Source organism: Paractinoplanes durhamensis, assembly GCF_016862175.1.
GTDB classification, from domain to species: Bacteria; Actinomycetota; Actinomycetes; order Mycobacteriales; family Micromonosporaceae; genus Actinoplanes; species Actinoplanes durhamensis.
Genome location: NZ_BOML01000019.1, coordinates 94,908 through 109,050, shown reverse-complemented (window position 1 = coordinate 109,050; position 14,143 = coordinate 94,908). Strand labels below are relative to the sequence as shown.

Genomic DNA, 14,143 nt, shown 5'->3' with positions numbered 1-14,143 from the left:
TAACGATAACATCGCAGGTCGGGCTGTCTTTTTGCGTTCCCGTTCGATCCAATGAGGACGTGGACCCGTTCGCGAAACCCGGCCTGCACCAGGCCGAGGCGATCCTGCAGGCGCACGGCGTCGACGCGTACTTCCGCTCGGCCGCCGAACGCACCGGCGACTCGCACGTCGTCATCGACGGGCGCAAGGTGCTGATGGCCGGCTCCGGTGACTACCTCGGGTTGTCCACCCACCCTCGGGTCATCGAGGCGGCGGTGGCCGCGGTGCGCCGGTTCGGCACCGGGGTTGGCGGATCGCGGGCGCTCAACGGCACCCTCGACCTGCATCGCGAGCTGGAGGGGCGGCTCGCCGCGTTCCTCGGCCAGGAAGCGGCGGCGGTCACCGGCTCCGGATTTCAGGCCAACCTGGCCCTGTCCGCGCTGCTCGGGCGGGATGACATCGCGTTCACCGACGCCCGCAACCACGCCTCGCTGATCGACGCGGTCCGGCTCGGGTGGGGGAAGGTGCGCAGCTATCGGGACCTTGCCCACCTGCGGGAACGCCTCGCCGCCGCGCCTTCGGGCGGCGGCCGCCTGATCATCACGGACAGCGTCTTCTCGATGGAGGGCGACGTCGCCGACCTGCGCGGACTGGTCGCGCTGGCCGAGGAGTACGACGCGAAGCTCGTCATCGACGCCGCCCACGACATGGGGGTGTTCGGCCCGGACGGGGGCGGCCTGGCCACCTCGTACGGCCTCGAAGGGCGGATCGATCTGATCACCGGGGCGCTGTCGAAGGCGTTCGGATCGGTCGGCGGGGTCCTCGCCGGCTCAGCCGACAACATCCGCTACCTCGACCACAACGCGCGATCGGTGCTGTTCTCGACGGCGCTGCCGCCCGCCTCGGCCGCCGCCGCCCTCGCCGCCCTGGAGATCATCTTGGCCGAGCCGGAACGCCGCGCGCGCACACTTGATCTGGCCGGCGCGCTGCACAGCGGGTTGCGGGAGCTCGGCTACGACACCCGGCCATCGACCACCCCGATCATCCCGGTCCGGTTCGCCGACATGGCCGCGGCCGGGGCGTTCTGGGCGGGCCTTTTCGAAGCCGGCGTCTTCACCAACCTGGTCGGCCCGCCCGCCTCGGCCGGCGCGATGCTGCGCCTGTCACTGACCGCCAATCACGACGACGCCGACGTCACCACGGTGCTCGAAGCCGTCAGCGCGGTCGGCCACCGGCTTCACTCGAACGGTTGACCCGCGCGTTGTTCCGCTTGCGATGGGCACTACCCTTCCGGGCGGTGTTCGCGAGCATCGCGGATGGGCTGCGCTTCCACCGCGTACATAAACCCGGATTTTCCGCTTTTTTCTGTGCGCTGCGCTTTCTCAAGGCCTCCATGCAGGCGGCGGCCGCGGCCGCTGCCTCCCTATTACGCTTGCGCCGCTCAGTCGAAGTCGTAGACGGTTACCGGGATGTCGTGGGCGGACAACGCCGTCACGATCAGGGGCTCGATGCGGTCCCAGCGGCCGCCGGCCAGGCCGCAACCGATGCGCGGCATGTGGACCGACGCCGACAGCGCGGCGGCGTGCTCGGCCACCGTGGTCAGGCAGCGCTCCACGGCGTCGTAGCGGATCGGTGGGCCGGCGCTGCCGGATTTCAGGCCGTGCTGGGCGACCATGTTCGCCACCCAGATGTCGGGGCGGACCTGGACCAGCTGGGTGGCGCCCAGGCCGAAGTCGTTGTGGGCGCGGTCGCGGTGCCACTGGCGGTACGCGCGTTCCGGCTCCGGCCAGCGGCGGGAGATGGCCAGGACGAAACCCTTGCCCCAGCCGCCGAGGTCGTTGGCGATGTGGGCGATCAGCTTCGGGCCCTTGGCCTGCGGGCTTGTCGCGTCGCCTTTGATGATCTTCAGGGGAAGCACGGCCCATCAGACCACAGGGATGGTGAGGAGGCCGACCAGGTGCTCGCTGGGCAGGCTCTGTGCGGTCTGCAGCTTCCAGGAGATCTGCACGCTGCCGCCGGCCGTGGCCGTCTCCGGCACCGTGGCGACCATCTCGAAACGCAGGCCGCTGTGCGCCGGGACCGCGGTCGCCGGGCGGCAGTTCAGGCGGTAGAGCCGGTAGCTCGAACCGTTCACCGCTCCCCCGGCCGACGAGCTGATCTCCTGCAGGTAGCCGGGGCAGGGCAGCAGGGTGACCGGCTCGGCGGTGGGGTTGGCCAGCGTGACCGTGTAGGTGATCCGGGCGCCGGGACGAGCCTGCTGCGGGCCGGTCGCGGCGGCGGTCAGCGCCCACAGCGGCGAGCGCACCCCGGCGGCCGGGTCCGGGGCGACCGTGGTGTCGAAGACGCTCGCGGACAGGTGGGACGACGGCCTGTCCGGCGACTCCGGGTTGCGGCTGCACGCCGGATGGTCGCGCGGACCGATCGGGGCGCGCAGCTCGCCGCCTTCGTGGGGCAGGGTCACCCGCAGCTCGTACGGCGGCCGGGCCGTCCCGCAGAACGGGCCCGACCAGTCGACGCGCATCGTGGCGGTCCCGCCCGCCGGTACCGGAACCGCCTTCCGCTTGGCCTCGTCGTTGACGCTCGACGCGTGGTCGACCAGCACCTCGGCGCCCGCGCTGAACAGCCGCACGCCGGCCTCGCCCTGCAGCACGCAGCCGGCGCCGGATCCGTTGGTGACGACCAGCTCGCCGAGGAGCCGGCCGCCGAGCACCGCCTCCCCGCTCGGCTTCCACCATTTGTCGAGCCGGCCGGTGAGCTGAGCCGACGTGCAGGGCTTGCTGCCCTCGGCGACCGTCGGTGCGGCCGGCGCGGTGTAGACGCTGTCGATCGGCTCGTCCACCCACGGGACGCTGCCGTCCGCCTTCAGGGTCAGCGCCTCGGACGGAACCGGCTTCGGCCCGCCGGCCGACCCGGTCGCGGCGCAGCCGGTCAGCACGGCGGCGGCAAGGATCGCGGCCGGCAGCCGGAGGGTGACAAGCATGGGCAGCATGGTGCCAGCTCGGCGCGACTGCCGCCGTCCCGCCGAGCTCAGTTCGCCTTGACGCCGGGGACCGCGCCCAGCAGGTTCCGGACGCCGGCGGAGCGGTCGCCGCCGCCGGGGTCGATCCAGGTCACGATGGAGACCAGCAGCCAGGTGGCGGCGACCGGGACGAGCGGTTCCAGCTGTTTGTCGCTGCCGTGCGTGGTGGCCTGGAGGAACAGGATGACGGCCAGCGGCATCGCGGCCGCGACGAGCCGGCCGATCCATCGCAGGGTGCGGGTCCATGCGGAGACCGTCTGCGGCAGGTCGGCCGGCTCGACGTAGGCCAGGGATTTCCAGTCACCGAGGGCAACCGGGACGATCGCGTTGGCGAGCGCGGCGGCCAGGGCGTCGGACGAGGTCCGCTGGTCGAGCAAGCGCTCGGTCTTCAGGGCCCGGACCGAGGCCGCGATGCCCCGGCAGTGCTCCGAGATCGCCCGGGTGCCGCTCCGGTCGCCGCAGTCGAGGGCCTTCGGGAGCGATTCCTCGATGACCGTGGCCAGGTATTCCAGAGCCACGGCGATCCTGAGCGGGTCCGGCGGCTGGTATCGGCGACTCAGCTCCGATCGGTCCGCCTCGGGCCTGCCCGCGTCGTCGATGCGCATCACCAGCCAGAGGAGGGTCTGCAGCAGCTCGGCCGCGGCGTAGCGGCGGTTCTTCCACCGGACGTACAGGCTGGTGGCGAGAAACACGGCGATCAGCATGATGACCAACGACGCCGCGAAGGCGCAGCTCGCCCACAACCCGGTCCACAGTCCGCGCACGAGCCACTGCGGCCAGTCCGGCCTCGGCCCGGAGGCCGCCAGGCTGAGGAGCGCGACCTCGGTCATGTAGATCGCCGCGCGTGGCCGGAACCGGGGAATCCAGTTCACCGTCGTCGCGACCAGCAGGGCGACCAGGAAGGTGAGCGCCGCGGCGATCAGGATCGCGCCCATCGCCGGGAGCAGGGCGCCGACCGACAGCGTGGACGGCGCCAGTGCCAGCCCGGCGACGAACAGGACCGCACCGAGCACCTGGCAATACCGGGGAATCCGGATATCCGACGCGGACACGATGACCGATTCCTGAAACTTCCCGCCGCAGAAAACCGCGGCCATGTACCAGTGCAGGTAGGCCAAGGCGCCGGCGAGCCAGATCGCCTTGCCCTCCCCGGCCGCCGGTGACCACGCCAGCAGCCACGCGCCGAAACCATAGATCCACGGCGCCGGCCACACCGCGGTCCAGACCAGCGACGGTTTGATCCGCCACATCAGTTCGAGCCAGGCCTGCCGAACGTCGATCGGGTGAAGGCTGCGGATGACGGCGGGACGCGCCTCCGTTCGCTCGGCGTCGTCGATCCGGTGGGTCGCGTCGAAATAGGCGAGGAGGTCTCGGTCGTACCTGCGCACGCAGTCCTCGTGCTGGTTGCGGATGACACGCAGGATCGGGATCCGGAAGATCCACCGGTCCGGCGGCTCGACCGGCGGCGGGTAGACCGCGGGGGCCGCGGGCTCGGGCTCGGACGACTCGTTGACCTGCTCGACGGTGACCTCGACGACCGGGCGCCGATCGCCGGCCGGGGCATCCGGGAACAGCGTCATGAGCTGACCGAAGCCGGGGTCGCCGGGATCGACCACCTGGCCGCGACCCTGCAACCGGACGACCCGTGAGCTGTCCCGCACGGCACACAGCAGGGTGATCCGGCCGTTCGCCCGCAGGTGCTCGACCATCTCGGCGTCGCTGCCGTCGCTCAGGTAGGCGATCCGCTGATCGTCCAGCACCGCCAGGCCACCGGCGGCGGCATGCGGCGCCAGGTCGATCTGCCCGCCGGGCCCGTCCGGCAGGGTGCCGACGAAGAACACCGGCTGGGCGAGGAGGAGATCGCGAAGCCGTCCGTCGATCACCTGGTAGGCCTGGTCCACCCGACAACCCTCCCATCGCGGTCAGGCCGGTGGGAGTTCAACCCGGAACGTTCACCCGTCGCGGAGAGTCCGGCGGGCCTCGCGCACCACCGCGAGGTCGACCATGCGGCCCCGGGCGTCCAGGCACACCCCGCCGCCGGCCGCCTCGAAGCGCTCGATCAGGTCCCGCGCGGCCGCCAGCTGCGCCGGGGCCGGGGTGAAGACGTCGTTGACCACCGGGATCTGGGCCGGATGGATGCACGCCCGGCCCCGGAAACCCAGCCGTTTCAGGGCCGCCGTGGTGCGGCGGAGACGGTCGAGATCGCGGAAGTCGGTGGTCACGGCGGCGGCGGGCGGTTCGATGCCGGCGGAGGCGGAGGCGAGGACCACGGCGGAGCGTACGTAAATGAGCTCCCGCTCGTCCGCACCCAGGGTGACCCCGAGCTCGGCCGCCAGGTCGGCTTCGCCGATCTGAAGGCGACGCACCCGCGGAGCCGCCGCCAGCGCGGGGGCCGACAGGATGGCCTGGGCCGTCTCCAGCAGCGGGACCAGCTCGACCGTGGCGGGCGCGCCGGCCCGGTCCAGCTCGGCGGTGATCCCGGCCAGCTGGTCGACGGTGCCGGCCTTGGCCACGCAGAGGCCGCGCAGGGCGGGACCGGCCACCGCCGACGCGTCCGCCAGGCCGTCCTTGCCCTCGTTGATCCGGACGTAGACCGGCGAGCCCTCCGGCAGGGTCCGCAGCCAACCGGCGACCGCGTCCCGGGCGGCGGACTTCTCGCCGGGCGGGACCGCGTCCTCGAGGTCGACGATCAGCGCGTCCGCACCCCGGGACAGCGCCGTCGCCAGCATCGACGGCCGGTTGCCGGGGACGTAGAGATACGACCTCATCCGATCGACGCCGTGCCGGCCAGCAACGCGCGAGCGATCACGATGCGCTGGATGTCGTTGGTGCCTTCGCCGATCATCATCAGCGGGGCGTCTCGGTAGAGCCGTTCCACCACGAACTCCTTGGAATAGCCGTAGCCGCCGTGGATCTGCATCGCGTTCAGGGCGCAGGAGACGGCGGCCTCCGACGCGAACGCCTTGGCCATCCCGGCCTCCATGTCGACCCGGTGGCCGCCGTCCGACCGGGACGCCGCCCAATAGACCAGCAGGCGGGCGGCCTGGACCTGGGCGGCCATCTCGGCGATCTTCAGCTGGACGGCCTGGAAACCCCCGATCGCCTGCCCGAACGCCTTTCGCTCGCCCGCGTAGCGCAGCGCCTCGTCGTAGGCGGCCTGGGCGATGCCGAGCGCCCGCGCGGCGACGTTGATCCGGCCGGTCTCCAACCCGGCCAGCACCTGCTGCATGCCGCGGCCCTCGACGCCGCCGAGCAGGTTGGCGGCCGGGACCCGGACGGCATCGAGCAGCACCTCGCACGACTCGGTGCCCTTGTAGCCCAGCTTCGGCAGATCCCGCTCCACCGTGAAACCGGGCGTGCCCGCGTCCACCAGCAGCACCGACATGCCCTTGTGCGCGGGCGCGGCGGCCGGGTCGGTCTTGCAGAGCACCGGCAGCGGATCGGCATGCCGGGCATTCGTGATCCACGTCTTGCGCCCGGTGATCACATAGTCGTCGCCGTCGCGAACGGCGACGGTGGCGATGCCCTGCAGATCGGTGCCGGCATCCGGTTCGGTCAACGCGATTCCGGTACGCCGTCTGCCGCTCGCCAGGTCCGGCAGGTAGCGCTGTTTCTGCTCCTCGGTGCCGTGCCGGGCGATCAGCCAGCAGGACAGCGAGTGGCTGCCGAGGATGCCGGCGACACCCATCCAGCCCTTGGCGATCTCCTCGAACACCAGCGCGAAACTGATCATGTCGGCGCCGAGCCCGCCGTACTCCTCGGGCACGGTCAGCCCGAACAGGCCCAGCTCACGCATGGTGGCGACGATCTCGGTGGGGTAGCGGCCGGACTCCTCCCATTCCTGGGCGACCGGGCGGATCTCCCGGTCGACGAAGTCGCGGAGCACCTCGCGGAAGAGGCGCTGTTCGTCGCTGAGCTCAAAGTCCATCGTCGGCACTCCGGAAGACGGGCAGGTGGCGCCCGTCGGGCTGCGCCCGCCAGGCCAGGCGGACGGGCAGGTCACAGCGGGGATCCGGGAGATCCACCAGCTGGGTGAGCAGGATCGGGCCTTCGGCGAGACGGACCCGGGCGATGGTGTACGGGGTTTCCGCCCGCACCACCGTGGTGAAGCTGTCGATCACACCGGTCCCGGCGGCGTCCCGGATTTCGAGCTCCGCGCCGCCGCACCCGGTGCAGACGACGCGGGGATAGTGCTGAAATCTGCGGCAGGTCAGGCAGAACTGCAGCAGCAGCCGCCGGTCGCGGGTGGCCGCCCACCACTCCTGCTCCGTCACCGGTCCACCCCCAGGATCACCGTGGCGTGGCTGGAGAAGATGCCGCCGGTGCCGTGGACCAGCGCCGTCCGGGCGCCGGGGACCTGGCGGAGCTGGCGCACCGCTTCCACCAGCAGCAGGACACCGAGTTGGCCCGGGTGGCAATAGGCCAGGCCCCCGCCGCTGGTGTTGTGCGGAACGGTGGCATGGAGGCCCTCCCCCGGTTTGGCGAAACCCAGGGCCTCCATGCCGAGCGGGACGGAGATGGTGAACGAGTCGTAGAGCTGGACCACGTCGATGTCGGCGGGAGTCAGGGCGGCGCGCGCGAACGCCCGTGCGGCGGCCGCCTCGGCGCCGGTCCGCAACAGGTCGGGGGCGGTCGCCATGCCGGTGTGGGTCAGGGCTTCGCCGTAGCCGAGGACCGTCACCGGCATCCGCGGCAGGTCGCGGGCCCGCTCCGCCGACGTCAGGACGATCGCGCCGCCGCCGTCGGTGACCAGGCAGCAGTCCAGGGCGCCCAGCGGAGTGGAGATCATCGGCGCGGAGAGGACCTCGGCGACCGTCAGCGGGCCCTTCCCGTAGGTCCACGCGGCCGGATTGAGCTGGGCCTTCGCGCGGGCGGCCACGGCCACGGCCGCCAGGTCGGCGCGGGTCAGGCCGTAGGTGTGCAGATATCGCTGAGCCGTCATCGCGTAGTACGAGAGGGGGTAGAGCGGCCGGTAGGGCGCCTCGAACGACGCCTCCGGCGTGCCCTCCTCGACCACCCCGGTCAGCGTGCGGGAGCGGGCCGAGCGCTGGTTCGAGGCGAACGAGATGACGACCGTACGGCACTGGCCGGCCTCGATCGCCTGGGCCGCCCGCGCCACGTACATCTCGAAGACCGCTCCCCCGGCGAAGCTCGAGTCGCTCCACGCCGGCTGAAGGCCCAGGTAGTCGGCGAGCTGGGTGGCGGAGAAGCGGGCGATGCCGTTGGTGGCGAGACCGTCGACCTCGGACAGCGGGAGGCCGGCGTCGGCGAGCGCCCGCGTCACGGCCTGGCTCTGCAACTCCAGGACGCTCTTCCCGGTCTGCCCGAGGTCGCATTCGGCGGCGCCGGCGATGGCCACGCTCATGGCAGCCGCACGGTTGCTTCGGCGGGGGCGACGGCGCGCCGGCCGTCGTCGGCGACCTCGACCCGCAGGTCGACCACGGCGTGCCGGTCGGCGACCTCGCGCAGGGTGCCGTGGCAGCGGATCGTCTCGCCGGCGAAGACGAGACTCTTGAAGCGGAACGACAGTTTGGTGATCTCGGCGTGCGGGCCGAACCACCCGCGCAGGGCGATCGCCAGGTAGGCGCCGAACACCTGGCCGTCCACCACCGGACGGTCCAGGCCGCGGGCCGCCAGGTAGGCCTGGTCGTAGTGCAGGCGGTGCCAGTCCCAGGTCGCGCCCGCGTAGGCGATCATGTCGGGGAGGTCGATGGTCCGTTCCAGCGGCGGGTACTCAACGCTCGACATAGATCAGCGTCTCCTCGTTCGTCGCCAGGACACGGCCGGTCTGCTTGGTGTACGTGGCGGTCGAGGTGACCACCAGCATGCGTTTGCCGTCGCCGGTGACCCGCTCGACCATGTCGGCCAGCCGCCAGGTCGCGGTGACGATGTCGTCCGGGCCGACCGGGCCGTGGAATTCGTAGGAGTTGCCGCCGCGCACCAGCCGCGTGCCCGGCACGTCCAGATGCCAGCCGTGCCCGGCGTAGCCGTCGTCGTCGCGCGGCACCCCCGCGTACTGATTCGTCTCGCAGATCAGGGTCGGCGGGGCCACCTCGCCGGTCCGGTGGGCAGGCTCGGGGTCGCCGGTGGCCAGCGCGAAGTAGCGGATCGACGCCCGGCCCAGCGGCTCCGGCGCGGTGTAGCTGACCTGTTCGCCGATCCGCGCGGCCAGCTCCGGGGTGAGCAGCTTGGTCATGCCGGCACCACCGACGGGATCGTCTCCAGCAGGAACTCGGGGCGCAGCAGGGCCGAGCACACCACCGACGTCACCGCGGCGTTCGGGAAATGCTTCGCGCGCAGGGCGGCGGTGCGGGGGTAGTCGGCGACCGCGTCCGGCGTCACGTACTCGATCAGGCCGGTCACCGCCGAGCCGGACGCGCCCGCCGCGGTCAGCACCGTCTCGATGCTCGCGTAGATGTAGTCGGCCTGCGCGAGCAGGTCGCCGGCGTGCAGCGCCTGCTGGGACACCGGATCGAGGGCGCCGAACCCGGAGAGGAAGATCTTGCCGCCGGCCCGGACCGCCGGTTTGTAGGTGAGCGTGTCGTAGCGGGCCCAGCCCGGGTTGATCGCCTCCAGGCCACCCATCGCGGCCAGGGCGTCGATCGCGACCTGGGCGCCCGGTTCGACCGGCACGTCGACCAGGATGCCGGCGGCGCCGGGGTGGACCGGGCCGGCGCCGAGGACCTCCCTGCGGGGGCGGCCGCAGCGCGGATAGTCGGCCCGGGTCGCGGTCGCGGTGTAGTCGATCGTGCGGGTCAGCGCCGCCGGGCTCAGACCGGCCAGGGCGAGCAGCGACGCGATCCGGTCGAGGCACCAGCGGTACTGCTCGCGGAACTCCCCCTCCGTCGTGTGCACGCTGGGGAGATAGACGATGCCGTCGGCGACGCGCAGGGCGTCGCCACCGGCGGCGAGGAGGGTTCCGCCACCGGGATGGGCGCTCACCCCCAGGATGTACGGGCTGGGGTCGCCGACCACCGCTTCGACCGGCACCCGGGAGACCGGCACCCGGTGGCCGCCGAGCGCTATCGAGCGGGCGTGGCTCAGCTGAAGGCCGGGCCTGGTCACGTATTCGGTGACGTGCACGATGTCGCCGATGCCCAGGCCGGCCTCGATGAGCGCACCGGGCAGGCCCGGATAACCGGCGACGGCGGGCAGGTAGACGGTCACGTGAGGCACCCCTCGATCGCATCGAGCAGTGCGGCCGCGCCGGCCCGGGAGTCCACGGCCGCGAAGACGGCGTGCGCCCCGGCGCCCAGATTGGCGGCGGCCTTGTCGCGTACGCCGGGGCCGGCGGCACGGTCGACGATCGAGCGGTGGCCCTCGACCTCGACGTCGCCGGGCGCGTCGGCCGGCACTCCCCCGGCATCGCGGGTGCGGACCGTGATCCGGGCGGCCAGCTCCAGCAGGTCGGGCCGGTCGAGGTGGTCGAACGTGTCCAGGTCGACCCGGCCGTCGATGATCATCGCGGCGACGCCGAAGTAGACGCTGAACTTCGCCTCGTACGCGCTGCGCGGCCGGCGCTTCGGCTCCTCGGCCACGATCGGCACCGCGGCCGGGTGCAGCGTGACCGTCACCGCCCCCGCCTGCGTCCCCGGCTCCGAGCCGGCGAACGGCCGGGCCGCGTCGAGCGAGGCGTGGCTCAGCTGGCAACACGGGTACGGCTTGACGGCGATCCCGGTCGTCTCCCACCGCGACCCGAGCCCGCCGAGCAACGTGTCCCGGTCGGGCTGCCGGTCGGCGAGCGCCCGGTAGAGGCCGTAGGCGCCGTCCAGCGCACCGGCCGGTCCGGTGGCGCCGGCCGCGGCCAGCCGGGCGGCGAGGATGCCGTTGGCGACGGCGGTGCCGGGGTGCAGCTGCTTCGTGCCGGCCGGGCTGTGCAGGAACTCGAGCAGGCCGCTCGCGCCGCTGGCCGCGATCCCGATCGCGGCGGTCAGCGTCGGCGCATCCAGGCCGAGCAGCTTCCCGGCGACGACGGCCGCGGCGACCGGCCCGCAGATCGAGGTGGCGTGCAGCCCGCGCGCGTGAAACCCGTGCGGGACGGCAGCGCCCAGCCGGCAGACCGTTTCCATGCCGGCGACCAGCGCGGTGATCAACTCGTCGGCGGACGCCGCCGCACCCACCGCGAGCGCTACCGGCACGGTCACCGCGCTCGCGTGGACCAGGCCGCCGGGGTGCGTGTCGTCGAAGTCGAGGGCGTGCACGGCGACCGCGTTGCCGAAGGCGGCCGCCACCGCGCCGAGCCGTTCCCCGGTGAACAGCTGAGCCTCGGGTGGCCCGCCCAGCGACCGCGCCACGGTCAGCGCCGGATCGGCCGCACCGCGCCGGATGCCGGCCACCGCGCAGCCGACCGCGTCGATCAGGTGGCGTTCGGCCGCGTCCACCACGTCCGGCGGCAGGTCCGCGCAGCGCAGCTCGGAAGCCCAACGGGCCAGGACGACGGCAGCAGGATCCGTACTCATGTGCGGGTCTTTCCGAAGGCGCCGGCGGCGCGCAGCGACGACAGCCGGGAGTCGTCGTAGCCCAGCAGGCCGGCCACATAACCCAGGTCCTCGCCGCGGCGCGGCGCCCGGCGGTAGGCCGGCGGGTCGTCGCCCACCCGGACCGGCGAGGCGACCTGCTTGACCGTGCCGTAGCGCGGGTGCTCGGTCTCGACCACGAGGTTGCGGGCCAGGGTGTGCGGGTCGCGCAGGGCGGCGGCCACGTCGTTGACCGGGCCGCAGGGCACGCCGGCCGGTTCGAGCAGGGCCAGCCACTCGGCCGACGGCCGGGTCGCGAACGTGGTGTCCAGCAACGAGAGCAGCTCGGCGGCGTGCTCCCGGCGGGTCGCGAACGTCGCGAACCGCGGGTCGTCGAGCGCGGGCACGGCCAGCACCTGGACCAGGCGCTGCCAGAACTTCTCCTTGGCGCAACCCACCACGATCCAGCCGTCGGCCGACGGGAAGACCTGGAACGGGACGAGCGACGGGTGCGCGGAGTGGTGGGTGCGGGCCGGGGCGAAGCCGGCGTTGAGATGCCAGGCGGCGGGATAGGTGAGCATGCCGATCGCGGTGTCGTAGAGGCTGACGTCGCAGTCCATGCCGACGCCGTCCCGCCGGGCCGCGTGCACCCCGGCCAGCAGCGAGATGGCCGCGACGAAGCCGCCGGAGTAGTCGACCAGGGACAGGCCGGACTTGGTGGGCGGGCCGCCGGGCTCGCCGGTCAGCTCCATCCAACCGGCCAGGCCCTGCAGGATGTAGTCGTAGCCGGGCTGTTTCGCCCGCGGGCCGGTCATCCCGAAGCCGGTCAGCGAGCAGCAGACGATCGCCGGGTTGAGGTGTTTGAGCTGCTCGTAGGTGATGCCGATCTTCGCCGGGACGTCGCCGCGCAGGTTGGACCAGACCGCGTCGGCGGTGCCGACCAGGTCCTCGAAGACCTCGCGACCGGCCGGGGCGGCCAGGTCGAGGGAGAGGGACCGCTTGCCGCGGTTGAACGTCTCGAAGAACAGGGAGTCCTCGCCGTCGTTGTACGGCGGGACGTAGCGGCCCACGTCGCCGCCGGACTGCGGCTCCTCGATCTTGATCACCTCGGCGCCCAGGTCGGCCAGGTGGACCGAGCCGAACGGGCCGGCGCCGTACTGCTCGACGGCGATGATGCGGAGGTCGGCGAGAGGTCTCACGAGTGGCTCCCGACGAGCTCGAGGAGGCCGTGCTGGGCGGCGCGCACCTCGTCGGCGTCGAGGCCGTAGGAGGGCGGGGAGAGCTTGATGCCGTCGGCCAGTCCGTCGTATTGCTTGAGGCGGGCCACGCACTCGGCGGGCGTGCCGGCGACCGCGTAGGCGTCGACCATCTCGTCCGGGATCAGGTCGCCCAGCGAGTCGGCCGGGCGACCGGCCCGCAGCGCGGCGCCGGCCATCGCCGTGACCTCGGCGAAGCCGGCCGCGGCGAACATGTCGGCGTAGGAACGGACCGAGGCGTAGAAGCCGACCACGTTGGCCGCGCGGCGGCGAGCGGCGCCGGCGTCGGCATCCACCGAGCAGCAGGCCGAGGCGACGATGTCGATCTTCCGGGAGCCGAGCACCGGCCGGACCTGATCGCGCAGCGTCGACGGTGGGCACAGCTCGTGGGAGAGCCAGCCGTCGGCGATCTGCGCGGTCAGGCGCAGCATCGCCGGGCCGACCGCGGCCAGGTAGATCGGGATCCGCGGGCGGGCCGCCGGATAGGGCCGCCGCCAGCCGCGGACCGCAATGGATCGGACCCCCTCGTGCACGATCGGGTCGCCGCCGGCCTCCACCGCCCGGATGATCGCGACCGAGTCGCGCATCCGGGCGACCGGCTTCGCGAACTCGACCCCGTGCCAGTCCTGGTTGAGCCGGCTCACCCCGGTGCCGAGGCCGAGCCGGAACCGCCCGCCGGACAACTCGTCCAGGTCGGCCGCGGTCAGCGCGGTCAGCATCGCGCTGCGGGCGAAGGCGAGCGCGATCCCGGTGCCGACCCCGATCGTCGAGGTGCCGGCGGCGATCGCGGCGGCCACCACCGGCGCGCTGCGGTGCAGCTCCGGAGTCCACGCGACGCCGGCCCCGGCGGACTCGGCGGCGCGCGCCGCCTCGACCACCTCGCCGATCGTCGCACCCCAGGGCTGCACGTCGAGTCTCATGCCGACGGCCCGTGGCCCTGCTTGTAGACGAGCATCGACCGGCGCCAGGTGATGACGTCGACGCCGTCCTGGTTGAAGCCGGTGGTGTGGCAGGAGACGATCCCGGCATACGGCCTGGACTGCGACTCCCGCTTCGACAGCACCGTCGACCGGGCGTAGATGGTGTCGCCGACGAACACCGGGTTGGGCATCCTGATCTCTTCCCAGCCCAGGTTGGCGAAGGCGTGCTGACTGATGTCGAGCACCGACAGCCCGGTCACGATGGCGACCGTCAGGGTGGAGTTGACCAGCAGCTTCTTGTAGGGCGTGCCGGCGGCGTAATCCGCGTTGAAGTGGGACTGGTTGGTGTTCATCGTGAGCAACGTGAACCAGGTGTTGTCCGCTTCGGAGACCGTCCGGCCCAAGGGATGCCGGTACTCGTCACCGACCGCGAAATCTTCGAAATATCGGCCGACCATGCCGAGGACGCTAGCTACGCCCGGTAGTCAGGGTCAAGGGATTGTTTCTCACGGC

15 protein-coding genes are annotated in these 14,143 nt (G+C 72.5%); 1 reads left to right on the top strand and 14 read right to left on the bottom strand.

What is annotated here, in order from left to right; translation table 11 throughout:
* The first annotated feature begins 59 nt into the window (after positions 1-59).
* Positions 60-1,232 carry an aminotransferase class I/II-fold pyridoxal phosphate-dependent enzyme gene (locus Adu01nite_RS10245; protein WP_203726344.1) on the top strand — a complete coding sequence of 391 codons (1,173 nt, stop codon included), beginning with the start codon at positions 60-62 and terminating at the stop codon, positions 1,230-1,232.
* Positions 1,233-1,420: 188 nt separating this feature from the next.
* On the opposite strand, the gene Adu01nite_RS10240 is transcribed toward Adu01nite_RS10245, so the two are convergent.
* From Adu01nite_RS10240 to Adu01nite_RS10175, 14 genes are read right to left on the bottom strand one after another with little or no spacing between them, the layout of a single operon-like run.
* Complete coding sequence (locus tag Adu01nite_RS10240) at positions 1,421-1,897, bottom strand: macro domain-containing protein (RefSeq protein ID WP_203726343.1); 477 nt, start codon at positions 1,895-1,897, stop codon at positions 1,421-1,423.
* Between the two features lie 6 nt (positions 1,898-1,903).
* Positions 1,904-2,959: a DUF4232 domain-containing protein gene (locus Adu01nite_RS10235; protein ID WP_203726342.1), complete on the bottom strand. Its 1,056-nt coding sequence runs from the start codon at positions 2,957-2,959 to the stop codon at positions 1,904-1,906.
* Positions 2,960-3,006: 47 nt separating this feature from the next.
* Positions 3,007-4,899, bottom strand: coding sequence for a pyridoxamine 5'-phosphate oxidase family protein (locus Adu01nite_RS10230; protein WP_203726341.1), 1,893 nt, complete (start codon positions 4,897-4,899; stop codon positions 3,007-3,009).
* Between the two features lie 51 nt (positions 4,900-4,950).
* A complete protein-coding gene (locus Adu01nite_RS10225; RefSeq protein WP_203726340.1) occupies positions 4,951-5,766 on the bottom strand; it encodes an HpcH/HpaI aldolase/citrate lyase family protein in 816 nt (271 codons plus the stop codon).
* Entirely contained in the window at positions 5,763-6,926 is a 1,164-nt protein-coding gene (locus tag Adu01nite_RS10220) for an acyl-CoA dehydrogenase family protein (protein ID WP_203726339.1), read from the bottom strand. Before Adu01nite_RS10220 ends, Adu01nite_RS10225 begins: the two co-directional genes overlap by 4 nt.
* Positions 6,916-7,272: a Zn-ribbon domain-containing OB-fold protein gene (locus tag Adu01nite_RS10215; protein ID WP_203726338.1), complete on the bottom strand. Its 357-nt coding sequence runs from the start codon at positions 7,270-7,272 to the stop codon at positions 6,916-6,918. The genes Adu01nite_RS10220 and Adu01nite_RS10215 overlap by 11 nt, the downstream gene beginning before the upstream one ends.
* Positions 7,269-8,363: a thiolase C-terminal domain-containing protein gene (locus tag Adu01nite_RS10210; RefSeq protein ID WP_203726337.1), complete on the bottom strand. Its 1,095-nt coding sequence runs from the start codon at positions 8,361-8,363 to the stop codon at positions 7,269-7,271. Before Adu01nite_RS10210 ends, Adu01nite_RS10215 begins: the two co-directional genes overlap by 4 nt.
* Complete coding sequence (locus tag Adu01nite_RS10205; protein ID WP_203726336.1) at positions 8,360-8,746, bottom strand: MaoC family dehydratase; 387 nt, start codon at positions 8,744-8,746, stop codon at positions 8,360-8,362. Before Adu01nite_RS10205 ends, Adu01nite_RS10210 begins: the two co-directional genes overlap by 4 nt.
* The gene (locus Adu01nite_RS10200; protein ID WP_203726335.1) at positions 8,733-9,194 is read right to left on the bottom strand and encodes an FAS1-like dehydratase domain-containing protein; all 462 of its coding nucleotides are present in this window, start codon (positions 9,192-9,194) and stop codon (positions 8,733-8,735) included. Before Adu01nite_RS10200 ends, Adu01nite_RS10205 begins: the two co-directional genes overlap by 14 nt.
* A complete protein-coding gene (locus Adu01nite_RS10195; RefSeq protein WP_203726334.1) occupies positions 9,191-10,165 on the bottom strand; it encodes a RidA family protein in 975 nt (324 codons plus the stop codon). The genes Adu01nite_RS10200 and Adu01nite_RS10195 overlap by 4 nt, the downstream gene beginning before the upstream one ends.
* The gene (locus tag Adu01nite_RS10190; RefSeq protein WP_203726333.1) at positions 10,162-11,457 is read right to left on the bottom strand and encodes an MmgE/PrpD family protein; all 1,296 of its coding nucleotides are present in this window, start codon (positions 11,455-11,457) and stop codon (positions 10,162-10,164) included. Before Adu01nite_RS10190 ends, Adu01nite_RS10195 begins: the two co-directional genes overlap by 4 nt.
* The gene (locus tag Adu01nite_RS10185; protein ID WP_203726332.1) at positions 11,454-12,653 is read right to left on the bottom strand and encodes a CaiB/BaiF CoA transferase family protein; all 1,200 of its coding nucleotides are present in this window, start codon (positions 12,651-12,653) and stop codon (positions 11,454-11,456) included. The genes Adu01nite_RS10190 and Adu01nite_RS10185 overlap by 4 nt, the downstream gene beginning before the upstream one ends.
* Positions 12,650-13,630 carry an LLM class flavin-dependent oxidoreductase gene (locus Adu01nite_RS10180; RefSeq protein ID WP_203726331.1) on the bottom strand — a complete coding sequence of 327 codons (981 nt, stop codon included), beginning with the start codon at positions 13,628-13,630 and terminating at the stop codon, positions 12,650-12,652. The genes Adu01nite_RS10185 and Adu01nite_RS10180 overlap by 4 nt, the downstream gene beginning before the upstream one ends.
* Positions 13,627-14,088, bottom strand: a complete 462-nt coding sequence (locus tag Adu01nite_RS10175; RefSeq protein WP_203726330.1) for a MaoC family dehydratase — start codon at positions 14,086-14,088, stop codon at positions 13,627-13,629. Before Adu01nite_RS10175 ends, Adu01nite_RS10180 begins: the two co-directional genes overlap by 4 nt.
* Positions 14,089-14,143 lie beyond the last annotated feature (55 nt).

Bases quoted from the DNA above. Each gene is read 5' to 3' on its own strand.
- Adu01nite_RS10190 (WP_203726333.1), bottom strand. From the start codon at position 11,457: ATGAGTACGGATCCTGCTGCCGTCGTCCTGGCCCGTTGGGCTTCCGAG.
- Adu01nite_RS10205 (WP_203726336.1), bottom strand. From the start codon at position 8,746: ATGTCGAGCGTTGAGTACCCGCCGCTGGAACGGACCATCGACCTCCCC.
- Adu01nite_RS10225 (WP_203726340.1), bottom strand. From the start codon at position 5,766: ATGAGGTCGTATCTCTACGTCCCCGGCAACCGGCCGTCGATGCTGGCG.
- Adu01nite_RS10175 (WP_203726330.1), bottom strand. From the start codon at position 14,088: ATGGTCGGCCGATATTTCGAAGATTTCGCGGTCGGTGACGAGTACCGG.
- Adu01nite_RS10220 (WP_203726339.1), bottom strand. From the start codon at position 6,926: ATGGACTTTGAGCTCAGCGACGAACAGCGCCTCTTCCGCGAGGTGCTC.
- Adu01nite_RS10210 (WP_203726337.1), bottom strand. From the start codon at position 8,363: ATGAGCGTGGCCATCGCCGGCGCCGCCGAATGCGACCTCGGGCAGACC.
- Adu01nite_RS10180 (WP_203726331.1), bottom strand. From the start codon at position 13,630: ATGAGACTCGACGTGCAGCCCTGGGGTGCGACGATCGGCGAGGTGGTC.
- Adu01nite_RS10200 (WP_203726335.1), bottom strand. From the start codon at position 9,194: ATGACCAAGCTGCTCACCCCGGAGCTGGCCGCGCGGATCGGCGAACAG.
- Adu01nite_RS10235 (WP_203726342.1), bottom strand. From the start codon at position 2,959: ATGCTTGTCACCCTCCGGCTGCCGGCCGCGATCCTTGCCGCCGCCGTG.